At 42.9% G+C, this 13,306-nt stretch carries 9 protein-coding genes and 1 pseudogene; 5 read left to right on the plus strand and 5 right to left on the minus strand.

The features are described 5' to 3' along the window. The coding region (locus tag N518_RS0110410; protein ID WP_026444218.1) for a CoA-transferase at positions 1–254 on the plus strand (254 nt) is incomplete at its 5' end. Between the two features lie 2 nt (positions 255–256). Continuing rightward, positions 257–910 carry a CoA transferase subunit B gene (locus N518_RS0110415; protein WP_010700113.1) on the plus strand — a complete coding sequence of 218 codons (654 nt, stop codon included), beginning with the start codon at positions 257–259 and terminating at the stop codon, positions 908–910. 557 nt (positions 911–1,467) lie between these two features. Here N518_RS0110415 and N518_RS0110420 read toward each other — a convergent pair. Then, the gene (locus tag N518_RS0110420) at positions 1,468–2,472 is read right to left on the minus strand and encodes a patatin-like phospholipase family protein (RefSeq protein WP_005016034.1); all 1,005 of its coding nucleotides are present in this window, start codon (positions 2,470–2,472) and stop codon (positions 1,468–1,470) included. Between the two features lie 136 nt (positions 2,473–2,608). Between N518_RS0110420 and chrA the strand changes: the two genes are divergently transcribed. After that, positions 2,609–3,817 (plus strand): chromate efflux transporter, encoded by a 1,209-nt coding sequence (gene chrA, locus N518_RS0110425; RefSeq protein WP_026444219.1) that lies wholly within the window; start codon positions 2,609–2,611, stop codon positions 3,815–3,817. A gap of 38 nt (positions 3,818–3,855) precedes the next feature. Here chrA and N518_RS0110430 read toward each other — a convergent pair whose 3' ends face one another. From N518_RS0110430 to N518_RS0110440, 3 genes are all read right to left on the minus strand, one after another. Beyond that, positions 3,856–5,331: an alanine/glycine:cation symporter family protein gene (locus N518_RS0110430; protein WP_005016036.1), complete on the minus strand. Its 1,476-nt coding sequence runs from the start codon at positions 5,329–5,331 to the stop codon at positions 3,856–3,858. Positions 5,332–5,423: 92 nt separating this feature from the next. Beyond that, entirely contained in the window at positions 5,424–6,659 is a 1,236-nt protein-coding gene (gene gltS, locus N518_RS0110435; RefSeq protein ID WP_005016037.1) for a sodium/glutamate symporter, read from the minus strand. 612 nt (positions 6,660–7,271) lie between these two features. After that, positions 7,272–8,627: a DcaP family trimeric outer membrane transporter gene (locus N518_RS0110440; protein WP_005016038.1), complete on the minus strand. Its 1,356-nt coding sequence runs from the start codon at positions 8,625–8,627 to the stop codon at positions 7,272–7,274. Between the two features lie 386 nt (positions 8,628–9,013). Here N518_RS0110440 and N518_RS16240 point away from each other — a divergent pair. Beyond that, positions 9,014–9,718, plus strand: a pseudogene (locus tag N518_RS16240) (nitroreductase). Between the two features lie 44 nt (positions 9,719–9,762). On the opposite strand, the gene N518_RS0110450 reads toward N518_RS16240, so the two are convergent. Next, positions 9,763–10,971: a multidrug effflux MFS transporter gene (locus N518_RS0110450; RefSeq protein WP_026444220.1), complete on the minus strand. Its 1,209-nt coding sequence runs from the start codon at positions 10,969–10,971 to the stop codon at positions 9,763–9,765. A 138-nt stretch (positions 10,972–11,109) separates the two neighbouring features. Between N518_RS0110450 and yccS the strand changes: the two genes are divergently transcribed. After that, entirely contained in the window at positions 11,110–13,281 is a 2,172-nt protein-coding gene (gene yccS, locus N518_RS0110455; protein ID WP_026444221.1) for a YccS family putative transporter, read from the plus strand. The last annotated feature ends 25 nt before the right edge of the window (positions 13,282–13,306 follow it).

Raw genomic sequence — 13,306 nt, forward strand, 5'->3', positions numbered from 1 at the left:
ATATATCGCTGGTTAAAGCCTATAAAGCCGACAAAGCCGGGAATCTGGTCTTTCGCAAAACCGCGCAGAACTTTAATCCGGTCTGTGCCATGGCCGGAAAAATTACTGTGGCTGAAGTTGAACAGATTGTCGAGATTGGTGAGCTGGATCCGGATGCTATTCACCTGCCGGGAATCTATGTTAACCGTATTATACTCAATGCCACACCTGAAAAACGGATTGAACAGATGACACTGAAAACGGCGGAGGGATAAATATGGCCTGGTCACGTAATGAAATGGCACAGCGTGCCGCACAGGAGCTTGAAGACGGATTTTATGTCAACCTGGGTATTGGATTGCCGACCCTGGTCGCCAACTATATTCCAGAACAGGTCAATGTCTGGCTCCAGTCTGAAAACGGTTTACTGGGGATTGGGGAGTTTCCGACTGAAGAAACGGTGGATGCTGATCTGATCAATGCGGGTAAGCAGACCGTAACAGCCCGGCCCGGCGCTGCATTTTTCTCAAGTGCTGAATCCTTTGCCATGATTCGTGGTGGACACGTCAATATTGCGATTTTAGGGGCAATGGAAGTTTCCGAACAGGGAGATCTGGCCAACTGGATGATTCCGGGCAAGAAAGTTAAGGGCATGGGCGGAGCTATGGATCTGGTTGCAGGTGTACAAAAAGTCGTAGTGCTGATGGAGCACTGTGCGAAAGATGGAACACCAAAAATTGTAAAACAGTGTAGCCTGCCACTTACAGGTAAAGGTGTAGTCCACCGGATTATTACTGACCTTGGTGTGATGGATGTCACCGAACAGGGAATCGAGCTGATTGAACTGACTGAACAGGTAAGTTTTGAAGATATTCAGGCTGTAACCGGAGTCAGGCTCATCAATACAATTTCTACAGAACTGGCAGATTAAAATATTTGAATACAAATTTTAAAGTGGTTGTAAACAGCCACTTTAATAAGCTTTGGGAACTAAAAAATTTAATTCAATTAGGATATAAATTTAAAGTGAATAATTAACTATTAAGGACGTGTTAAACTTTGTAAAAAAAAATTAAGAGTGTATCTATAATATATTTTTTTTATATTACATATAAGCAAGGAATCCAAATAATAAGAATTATTCTCTTTTAAATCAATCTATAAAATTGCCTATAATTTCTACAAAATATAAAAATTATCTCTAGTCAGCTAATTTTATAAATAAATTAAATACTTATAAAAGTTTTTATTTAGCCTGCATTTATACTGACAATGTTTACATAAGTTCTCGAATTAGTTGCATTTTTCAATATACAGTTTGCCAAGCATATTGCAAACTGATCATGAGCTTATCAATGACCCTTTTATTTCACTCCAGAGATCTCAAGGTCATTGTTCTCCTCAGCTGGGATAAGAAAGTCAGATAATGGCTTTCTTAGTTCCCATTTAGGGCCCCTTCACTCTCGCTCCCAACCAGGGGCTCTTTTTTTACCTATTAGTTTTGACAGCAGCCGTATCATTAAGCGCAGTAAGATTTTTCTGGTCGTCTCTCTGCTGGTTGTTATGTTTAGTCTCAATAGCCAGTTCAATCATTTCCAGTTTTTCCAAGGTAGCCTCCCGACCAGCTTGCATGCTGGCTTCACGTCCACGCACATCAAAAATATGGGCTTTTTCACGTAAGTCAGGCTGGATTACTATATCAGCATACTTCAACTCTTCATTAGCTAGCCGGTTCTGCATGATATTAATATTCTGATTAAACAGACCCCAGACATTTGAAGTTTCGGTATGAGTGGGCTGTGCCAGAATATCAACTGCAATAATAATATCAGCGCCCAGATCACGTGCCACCTCAACCGGCACCGGACTGGTCAGTCCCCCATCAACATATTCTTTATCACCAATACGGGTAGGAATAAACATGCTCGGAATAGATGCCGATGCGCGTACTGCCTGTCCGGTATTTCCATAGTTAAATACAGTACGGGCACCCTCTTTGAGTTCAGTGGCTACTGCATAAAAAGGTATTTTCATTTTTTCCAGCGGCATGTTATCAACCTGCTGGTTAATATAGTCTTCAACTTTCTTACCATCAAAAAAGCCTTTCATATCCAGGGTAATATCGCGTACATCGGTGGCTTTCATATTAAGAGCAATACTCCGCAGCTCTTTTGCAGATTTTCCACTGGCATATATAGAACCTACAATACTGCCTGCACTGGTTCCCACAATAAAATCTGGACGGATTCCCTGCTGCTCCAGAACCTCAATTACCCCTATGTGCGCATAGCCCCGGGCACCGCCGCTACCCAAGACCAAAGCCACAACTGGCCGCTGCTCTACTGTTTTAATCTGAGCAAAAGGAACCTTTTCAAACTGTGCCCGTGCATCAGTGACCATCTGTGCAGCCTGTGGCTCAGATGTTTTAAAATGTTGGCAGCCGGTCAGGCCGACCAGACTCATCCAGAGTAAGCAGAATGTGAGCTGTTTCATGGGCACTTGAGAGATCTGAGTTATTTTTCTGAAAAAGGAATTGTAGAAGTACATTTCAGAAATTGCTGTATAAAATTTATTTAAATTGTCATGATTGGACTCTAAACTCAAGCCATTTGTGAGAAGAATATCGATCATGAATTTATCTGTTCAGTATCTCACTATTTTTCTTATTTTTTTAAAACTGGGTTGTACCTCATTTGGAGGACCAGCTGCACACCTGGTCTTTTTTCACCGCACCTTTGTTGAAAAATATCGCTGGCTGACCAGCGATGAATATACGCAACTGGTCGCATTAGCCCAGCTTCTTCCCGGCCCTACCAGCAGTCAGGTTGGACTCGGTATCGGTTACTTACAAAGGGGTTATGGGGGCGCTCTTCTGGCTTGGCTTGGTTTCACCTTACCCTCTATAATTTTAATGCTGGGCTGTGCACTACTGAGTGTTTCCCTGTCTTCCTGGCTTTCTTCATCAGTTTTTCATACAGTACAACTCGTCGTACTGGCCGTCGTAATTTTTGCTTTCTGGCAAATGTTAAAAAACTTCTGTAGTACGGTCTGGCAATTTATTTTGATGCTGGCTTCAGCACTTATTATTTATTTTATACCGCTAGCCATGAGCCAGCTGCTGGTGATTATCTTGGGGGGCGTGGCAGGATTATACTGCGTTCATACAGCGAAACTTGCTGCACCAATAGTTGTAAAAGATCAGCCAGAAATACAAAAAAATGTCTCTACACCCTTTCGTGCCTATTATTGGCTGTTGATATTTGTTGGCCTGTTTATATTACTTTTTATCATGCAATGGTGGGCACCTTCTTTTGCTGTACAAATATTTGAAAGTTTTTACCGTTCAGGCTCACTGGTATTTGGCGGAGGACATGTTGTGCTTCCTCTCTTATACCAGGAACTGGTAACGTCCAGACTAATTGAAGAATCAAATTTTGAACTAGGTTATGCCTTTGCACAGCTTGTACCTGGGCCCTTATTTACTTTTGCTTCTTACTTGGGTGCATTCTTACCGGTTACTTCTTCTCCATTAATTAATGCAGCGATTACTACAGCCGCCATTTTCCTTCCTTCATTTTTACTGATTTTCGGAACACTGCCTTACTGGTCTATCTTATTAAGGCAGACAAAAATTCAGGCTGCAGTTTATGGAATCAATGCCGCAGTAGTCGGTTTACTGCTGGCGATGGTATTGCAGCTCGGACAAAAAGGTATCCAGCACTGGAGTGATATAATTTTTGTTGGTCTTGTTATTGCTTTACTGAACAGTAAAATTCCGGTTCTATTGAGTTTACCACTCTCATGTTTAGGCTATTTTTTATTTTCACTTTATTTCTGATCATAAAAAAGCTCCTCGCAAGGAGCTTTAAACAAGTTTTACCAAATATCTGAATCGACTTTCTTCTTGAGTTCCGGATACTTATCTATTTTAAATTCCGGCTCCTTAATGCCTTTTTTAAGCTGAGAGCTATAATCTTTCAATAACATTCGCAAGAAAGGCGTCAGGAGTAAAATAGCAAACAGGTTAATTGTTGCCATTAAGCCCATGGATAGATCCGCCATTGACCAGACCAGTGGTACGCTGGTAATCGCGCCAAAATATACCATTGCCAATACCAGAAGACGAAATACAAACATGACTTTTGGCTGATTATTGATAAATTGAACGTTACTCTCAGCATAGGCGTAATTCCCGATAATAGAAGAGTAAGCAAACAAGAATAAAATCAGGGCCAGAAAATCATCACCCCAGCTACCGATCTGACTGACCAATGCCATCTGGGTGAGCGTAACGCCCTCAAAACCTGCTTCATGATACAGACCGGAAGCCAGAATGATAATCGCAGTACATGAACACACTACAAAGGTATCTACAAATACCCCAAGCATCTGTACTAGCCCCTGGTCTACCGGATGTTTTACATCTGAAGCAGCTGCAGCATTCGGTGCAGACCCCATGCCGGCTTCATTTGAAAACAGGCCACGTTTAATACCCTGCATCATAGCCATCGATACCATTGCACCAAAAAAACCACCCGCAGCAGCATCAAACTTAAAGGCTTCAGTAAAGATTAGTTTGAATATATCTGGAAGAATACTGAAATTTATTATGGCAATATAAAGTGCAACTGCCAGATAGAGCACAGCCATTAATGGCACCATACGCTCTGCCACGACCGCAATACGCTTGATTCCACCAAAAATAATTGCTGCGGTCATAATGACCAGTACTACGCCAACCCAAGAAACTTCAAAACCCAGTCCACCCAGATCAAGCATAATATTTGCACGGTCCCAGCCCCAGGCATGAGCAGTTGCATCTACAATCGAGTTAGCCTGTACTGCATTAAATACAAAGCCATAAGCTAAAATAAGAGAGAGTGCGAATACAACGCCTAACCATTTCTGCTTTAAACCTTGGGTAATGTAATAAGCTGGCCCTCCACGGAATTGCTGGTTCTGATGATCACGTACTTTAAATAGCTGTGCCAATGAGGACTCAACAAATGCTGAACTCATCCCCAGAAATGCAGTAAACCACATCCAGAATACGGCGCCCGGACCGCCAATTGCAATTGCAATTGCGACACCTGCAACGTTCCCTACCCCAACCCGACTCGCTAGACCCGTAACAAAAGCCTGAAACGGGGTAATACCATGCTGATCGTCACCTTCTTTACGGCTGCCCTTCATTACACGGATACTGTGTAAGAATAGGCGAATCTGAACTGCGCCGGTTAGAAGTGTATAAAACACTCCAACCACCACCAGAAAGACCACCAAAAAATCCCATAAAGGATCATTAAAGAAACTTACCCAAGCCATTAAACGGGTATTTAGTTGTTCATCCATACAATCTCTTGCTACTCAAATTTGTAAAATATCGCCGACTTCAACCTCAATAAAAAAGCCCCGTATGAGGGGGACTTTTTTATGAATGCCTGTTAAGCAAAGAATTTTAGAATCAGCTGAATCACGGTTGCGTTGATCAGGTCAACAAAGAAAGCACCACATAATGGTACGATCAAAAAGGCTTTATGTGATGGACCATACATATTGGTAATCGCCTGCATGTTTGCAACCGCTGTTGGGGTTGCGCCCATACCAAAGCCACAGTGGCCAGCAGCCAGTACTGCGGCATCATAATTCTTGCCCATTACCCGGAAAGTAATGAAAGCTGCATACAATGCCATAGTTAAAGTCTGTGCGCCTAAAATCACTACCAGTGGGCCTGCCAGATCAGCCAGTTGCCACAGTTTTAAAGACAGCAGTGCCATAGCCAGATAAAGTGACAGTGAAGAATTACCAAAGACATCAATTGCACGATCAAAGATATCAACCTTGAATATACTTTCTAGAACGTTACGCAGAACTACCCCACCGCCCAAGGCCCATACAAAGGTTGGCAGTTCAAACCAGGTACCTTTACTGTAACCTGTCATAAACTCAGCAAAGGCCAGACAGGCAGCGAACATGCCCAAGGTCGTAATCGCATTGTCAGCAGTAATCAGGCGTACCTGATGCGGATTTTCAAAAGGTGCAAGCTCGGGAAAATCGGGTGCAGGATGTGTATCCCGATCATTAATCTGACGCACGGTGCGTGGCTGAGACAGGTTGTATCGGTTAATTAAAAGTTTAGCCAATGGGCCGCCAATAATACCGCCAATAATCAGACCGAATGTTGCACTGGCCATCCCCAGAGCAAGTGCGCCTTGAATACCGTGTTCAACTTCCAGGATTTCGCCCCAGGCACCCGCTGTACCATGCCCGCCGGTCAGAGTAATTGAACCTGCTATCAGACCGATCAGCGGATCAACCCCCAGCAAACTGGCCAGACTCATACCGACTGCGTTTTGTACTACAATAAATGAAGCAACACAGATCAGGAATACCACCAAACCGATACCACCTTCTTTTAGCTTCATAAAGTTGGCACTTAGGCCAATGGAAGCAAAGAAAATCAGCATGAAGCTGGTCTGTAATTCACTGCTAAAAGTAATACTGTAACCCCAGAGGGAATGCACAAGTAACGAGACTACCGCAGCAACCAGACCACCGGCCACAGGTTCGGGAATGTTATAACGACTCAGAAAACCGATCTTGTTTACAAGGAAGCGGCCAAGAAGTAAAACAATTACTGCTGCAATAAGCGTGTAAAACGCATTAAAGGTAAATTCCATAAGAAGATCCATCAAATATGGCTAATGTCTTTCTTCATACTTTATTTTATATAAAATGCCGATTTTATAATCTATAGGCAACTTTACTTCAAATAAATTAAAGCATGCTGTAATCACAAGAATGTATCGCGTCTTTAAGTTAAGAATACATGAACTGTTCTATCTAAGAACGGAAAGTATCAAAACTCGACTGTATTACATCTTGCCTTATATTGAAGAAACATGGCCTTTGCATTTGGACCCCCATCCGGGATGCAAAACACAGCAACTTTAATGTATGGGTAAATACATGTTGAAACTGCTGAACAGGCTTAATACTGAGAGATAAACTCATTATAAGCTCCAAACTGTTGAATGAGTTCTTCTATAGAATACTACCTAGAAGTTGACTCGATGGAAGTTAAATTATCTTGGGTGTACAGATTAAAAAATTTGCTGATTATGCAGTTTTTTTTAAGGGATGTCTTGGGGGGATTGCAAATTTATCTACGACCTTAGTCTGACCTTTTTACTTCATTTTTATTGGAATTAGTCGAAAATATAAGAAGAATTCTTATTTGAATATAAAAAAACTGAGGCATGTGCCTCAGTTTTTAGTTTATTTACAATGATTTAGAAATCGTATTTAGCCATCATGCCAATGCGATTATCTTTACCTTTTACACCGGCAGCGGTTTCACGCTCACCATAGACATATTCAGCACCAAAAGTGATTGGTTTAACCGGATTAAACATTACGTTTAACCAGCCTTGTTGTAGCTGATCATTATCATCCGAGCCAGTTGCATCATCATAGAATATTGCGCCATATCCCAAGGTACTACGCCACTGCGGTGTGAACTTGTAGGTCGCGCCTAAAGACACAGCATTGAATTCATTCAGCTCAATATTATCGCCCTTAGCGGTATAACGGTTTTCTGTGTAAAGCAGGAACTTGTCATCACCCTTAACATGAGAATAATCAGCATTTAAGGTTAACTGGTCAGTTGGTTTAAAGTTGGCACCCACTGCCAGACCCCAGCCTAATTCTGTTTCATCGAAATAAGGCTCTGGTACACGATCTTTATCACCTTCTTTGCCAGTTAAATTTCTAGCACGAACTTCCTGTAACAGCGCACGACCAGTTACTACGCCTGCACCATCAGCAAATTTATGGTTAATTTTAGCAGTAGCTGCTGGCAGACGGTTATCATCATTACCTTTTTCCAGACCCAGGAAGTACCGGGTATTGGCATCTAGAGTATGGCTATAACGCACCATTGGAGTACGGTAGGTTCCGATACCCAGCGGTGCATTAAAGTCGAGCATTTCTGGTGTGGTTTCAGAAGAAAGGAATGATGAAGTAGTCTGACCAAACAGCCAGTCATTATAAGTCAGGTAGGCATGACGAATACGTACTGTGTCATTGCTGCTTCCACCACGGAAATCGACTTCAACTTTACCCCCAATATCTGCACCCTGGATTGGAGTTTTAAAATCCACTCCGACACGTGTAGTAGTCGCAGTTGCATCAAACCGATCTTCAGTGGCTTCCTTATCTGGCGCATTGTCCAGAGTTACTGTATTAATGCGGTTAAAGATCCCTCTTCCACCTTCAAACTGATAAGCTGCATCACCACGGACAAAACCGTAAAGCTTAACTTCCGCACCATTTGCTGTGCGGGCTGTTAAACCGGTTGCAGGCGTAGCAGGTGCCGGCGGGCTGGCATTATTACCAGACTGCTGAGATAAAGGGACAACTTGAGGTGTAGCTTGCAGTGCTGAAGAACTTGCTACAGTATTTTGCCCCTGATTGGAAGCTTGAGGTAAATGCTGGTGAATCAATGCCTTGAGTTCTTTAACCTCAGCACGAAGCTGTTGAAGTTCTTGTTGTTCTGTCATGGCATGTGCCGAGTTCATCATCAGTGCAGCAACTGCAACCGCGAGTCCCTGTGGCAGAAAAGCTTTTCGGCTAGATACTTTGCTCATCCTAATCTCCAGAAATATTATTATGTCCGCATCCGTGCAAGGTTGGCCAGGTCAGCCTGCAAGTTCAATTATGCTATTCCTTAAGTACTGCCAAACTCTTTTAAAAGTACTGCACTTAAATGCTTACAAAAATTAAAATAAAAACGCTAAAATTCCGTTGTTAGTAACATAATGTGTATTACTTAGGGCTAATGTAACAAGTTCTCTTTGTTATTAAATTCAGTTTTAACGTCTATTTTTAAATTTACGATCGTTTTTTGTGATATAAAACACAAATACCTTATTATTCTTAAGGTTATAAACCGGTATATAAAGCTATTATTTTATTTATAAGACTATTGTATATAGTAGAAGTAACTATAAAGCAGCCTGAACCCGGTATTTTTATGAACCCTGAGCAAGTTCGCCATGTCGATGAAGCCATCACTTCCCGTCATTCAGTCCGCGCATTTTTATCCACTCCAGTAGACCCAAAACTGATTCGGGATATTCTTTCAGTAGCCAGCTATGCGCCTTCCGGTACCAACACTCAGCCTTGGAAAGTATATGTTGTTTATGGCTAAAAGCGTGATGCTCTAGTTGAAGCCGTATGTCAGGCTCAGATTGAAAGCAGTCAACATCCAGAACTGGCAGCACAATATAAAGAAACTTTTGCCTACTATCCCTCTACCTGGATTTCCCCTTTTATTGACCGGCGTCGTGAGAATGGCTGGGGGCTATATGGTTTGCTAGGCATTCAAAAAGGAGAAAAAGAAAAAATGGCTGAGCAGCAGTTACGTAATTTCAAACTGTTCGATGCACCAGTTGGTCTGTTTTTTACCGTTAACAAAATTATGGGAATCGGGTCGAAGATGGATATTTCTATGATGATCCAGAATGTGATGGTTGCCGCTAAAGCTCGCGGTTTAGATACTTGCCCGCAAGCTGCCTGGAATCATTTTCACCCTCTGGTTTTAGAAATTCTGGGCGCTGCGGAAGATGAAGAACTGGTTTGCGCAGTTGCGCTAGGCTACGCCGACCCAGAAGCACTGGTTAATACGTTTATTACTCCACGCGAACCGGTAGAAAATTTTGCAGTTTTTCTGGATTAAACCACAAGAGATCTTTTATATATAGATGCCTTTAACTTTAATCCTTAAAGAGCTAGAGAGTTTCTGCTTTTAAATATACTGGCCACACCAATTACGATAAAGAACAGCATTACCAGTGCCATATTTAGCAGGGGGCTCCAGAACAGAAAATTCAGGATTAATCCGCCAAGCAGGCCACAGGCAAATTGCATACTCCCCATGATTGCGCTGGCTGTACCGGCGCGACTGCCCTGCTCGGCCATCGCCAAGGCCATTGCATTTGGTCCGGTAAAACCAATACCCGAGACAGCCAGAAACAGACCTGACATCACAATAGCAAGTGCAGTATCGTCATACAGTCCTGCACCAAGCAGAATAAAAACACCCATTAACTGGAGAATTCCACCAAGCTTTAAACGCTGTATGATCGACATATTTCGGGCCAAGCGTTTATTAATGGATGAAAATAGGGTAATCCCTACAGCATTAAATCCGAAAGCATAGGCAAAATGCTGCTGACTTAGATGATATTGATCAATCAGGACGGACGCAGCTGAACTGATATAGCAAAACAGCACTGCGCCAGTAAAACAGCCAATCACCATCGGACCACGGAAACTTTTATCCTGAAAAATTGTTTTATATAAACTGAGCACCTGTCTCGCACTTAACTTTAAACGACGTTCAGGTTGCAGAGTTTCCTTAAAAAATAAGGCGACACAAATACAGCAAATTACCCCAATCAGAGCTAAGGCAACGAAAATAGCATGCCATTCAAAATAGATGAGGAGCCAGGCGCCTAAGGCCGGTGCCATAACAGGCGCGATTCCCATCACAATCATCATACTGGCAAAAGCTTGTGCAGAAGCTTGAACATCTAGCCGGTCACGGATTGCAGCACGGGCAATCACAACACCCACACATCCGCCTAGAGCCTGTAATATTCGGCTGAAAATCAGGCTCCATTCACTGGTAGCGAATGCACATAGCAGACTGGCCACGACGTACAGAAGCAAACCAAAATAGAGAGGTTTTTTCCGTCCAATACGGTCACTGACCGGACCATAAATCAGCTGCCCGACAGCAAGTCCCAAGAAATAGGCTGGCAAGGTATTGGCCACCATTTGTGTACTGACGCCAAATTCCTCTGCCATGCCGGGTAAAGCCGGCAGATACATGTCGATCGAAAGCGGGCCTAAAGCAGTCAGCGAGGCCAGCAGCATCAGCCACGGTAAGCTGTAGTGCGAACGACTATTATCCTTGGATAGGTCCATAGATGATTGATGAATTTATAAGATTAAAGACAAGCTTACACGCTCCATAGTATGATTTGTCATAGTGATTCGTGAAGTTTCACATTATACAGTGTCTTTGAATAATTTTTATACAACCTGTTCTTAAAAAGGTGTCGATTGAAAGCTTGGCTTACCCGTGTTCAGCAGGCCACGTACAATACGTCCTTCATGTATAACGTGCGCATGATTATTGCCTTTACTGCAACCGCATTTGTGCCTTATCTGCTGGGTCAGCAACTGGCGACCATTCCTTTAACTTTGGGTGTAGTCGCGGCTGCACTAAGTGATATTGATGACCGTTTTTCAGTCAGGATTATGAATCTAGTCTATACCTATATCGGGTTCTTTATCACGGCTGCTTCTATCCAGTTTCTGTTTCCCTATCCAGTCCTGTTTGCAATCGGGCTGATCATTTCCTGTATTGGCTGGATATTGCTCGGTTCTCTGGGCCGGCGTTATGCCACTATTTCATATGGCTGTCTGGTTATTTCAGTTTACTCAATGCTGGGAGTACACCTGTTTGATCACTGGTATAACCAGCCTTTGCTCTTGGTCGCAGGCGCAGTCTGGTATGGAGTGATTTCCACCATCAGTTTCCTGCTATTTCCAGTACGTCAGGTACAGGATAAACTTTCCCAATGCTATTCGGCACTGGGTGATTTCCTGTTTGCCAAATCTGCCCTGTTTGATGTTGATATGACACCCGACAGCTATCAGCAAAGTATGATTGACCTGTCACTTGAAAACGGCAAGCTTGTGGGTATTTTCAATGAAATGAAAACTGCCCTGCTCACCCGGTTAAAAGGTGACCGGGGTCAACGTGATACCCGTCGCAGTCTGCACTATTATTTTGCGGCCCAAGATATTCATGAGCGGGTTGACTCAGCTCATATTGACTATCAGAAACTTGCGAAAATCTTTGAACATAGTGACATCTTGTTTCGTTTTCAGCGCATTCTCACTATTCAGGGCAAGGCCTGTAAAGACTTGGGTGAAAGTATTTTAAAGCGGACGACGTACCAGCATAACCGCCGCTTCAAGCATGCATTTGAAAACCTGCGTATTTCATTAGAGAAGCTGCGGGACGAACAGTATTATGATCAGGTTTGGGTAAATGCACTGTTTGCCTTGTATCGCAACCTAAAATCGATTGATGCCCAGCTGCGTAATGTTGAAACTGAACGTTATGTAGTTGAAAGAAGCAGATACCTTGAAAACCAGCTTAAAGATGATGATTTAAAAGGCTGGGATGATATTGTAATTCGTATCAAGCAGCATCTGACACCAGAATCTGTCCTGTTTCGCCATGCTGTGCGTTTATCAATTGTACTGTTTATAGGGTATGTGTTCGTACAACTCACTAATATTCAATATGGTTACTGGATTTTGCTCACCGCCCTATTTGTAAGCCAGCCCAACTTTAATGCTACCAAGCGCCGCTTACGTTTGCGTATTGTAGGTACACTGGTCGGTATTATTATTGGATATGCCATTTTATATTTTGTACCTTCAATAGAAGGCCAGCTTTGTTTACTGGTATTAAGCGGCGTTCTGTTTTTTGAGCTGCGCAGTAAACAATATGCCCAAGCTACTGCATTCATTACCATCTTAGCCCTTATCAACTTCAACTTGGACGGAATGGGATTTACCGCCGCCTTACCGCGTATGATAGATACCCTAATCGGCTGCGCGCTGGCATGGTTCGGTGTCAGCTTTATCTGGCCTGACTGGAAATTTCGCCGATTGCCACGCAGTATTCAGCGAGCACTCAGTGCACAGTGCGACTATTTAAATGAAGTCGTTCAGCAATATCATGAGGGCCGTAACAATGGTTTAACCTATCGGATTGTTCGCCGTAGCGCGCACAATACCGATGCTGAAATGGCATCTCTCATTTCTACCTTGGCAACTGAACCCGATTTTGATCCGTTACAGAAAAGTCGGGCATTCGAATTTTTATGTCTGAGCCATACCTTTTTAAGTTACATCGCAGCATTAGGTGCTCATCGGGAACAGGTAAAAGACCAAGAGATTCTTAAACTGCTAGATCAGGCTTTAGATGACATACGCGGCGCTCTGTTACGTGATGAGACACCAGACCTGAGTGCCCAGAATATACTCATTGCAACTCGCGAACGTCTCAGACAAAATCATGAAGAAGATCAAAAGTCTCTGATTATTCTGCAACAACTTTCACTAATGCTCAGTATTTTGCAACAGCTCAGTACGCTCAAGCAAAGCCTTAGCAATGAGCAGGATAATGCTGCGACCGAATTGGCTTCCTTGTAATTCAGTCTTAAATTGGCACAATATA

It is taken from the genome of Acinetobacter sp. UNC436CL71CviS28 (assembly GCF_000620525.1).
Lineage (GTDB): Bacteria > Pseudomonadota > Gammaproteobacteria > Pseudomonadales > Moraxellaceae > Acinetobacter > Acinetobacter radioresistens.

What these genes read in the sequence shown, in the direction of transcription:
- N518_RS0110450 (WP_026444220.1), bottom strand. Translation starts at nt 10,971, where the DNA reads ATGGACCTATCCAAGGATAATAGTCGTTCGCACTACAGCTTACCGTGG.
- N518_RS0110420 (WP_005016034.1), bottom strand. Translation starts at nt 2,472, where the DNA reads ATGAAACAGCTCACATTCTGCTTACTCTGGATGAGTCTGGTCGGCCTG.
- N518_RS0110430 (WP_005016036.1), bottom strand. Translation starts at nt 5,331, where the DNA reads ATGGATGAACAACTAAATACCCGTTTAATGGCTTGGGTAAGTTTCTTT.
- chrA (WP_026444219.1), top strand. Translation starts at nt 2,609, where the DNA reads ATGAATTTATCTGTTCAGTATCTCACTATTTTTCTTATTTTTTTAAAA.
- gltS (WP_005016037.1), bottom strand. Translation starts at nt 6,659, where the DNA reads ATGGAATTTACCTTTAATGCGTTTTACACGCTTATTGCAGCAGTAATT.
- N518_RS0110440 (WP_005016038.1), bottom strand. Translation starts at nt 8,627, where the DNA reads ATGAGCAAAGTATCTAGCCGAAAAGCTTTTCTGCCACAGGGACTCGCG.
- N518_RS0110415 (WP_010700113.1), top strand. Translation starts at nt 257, where the DNA reads ATGGCCTGGTCACGTAATGAAATGGCACAGCGTGCCGCACAGGAGCTT.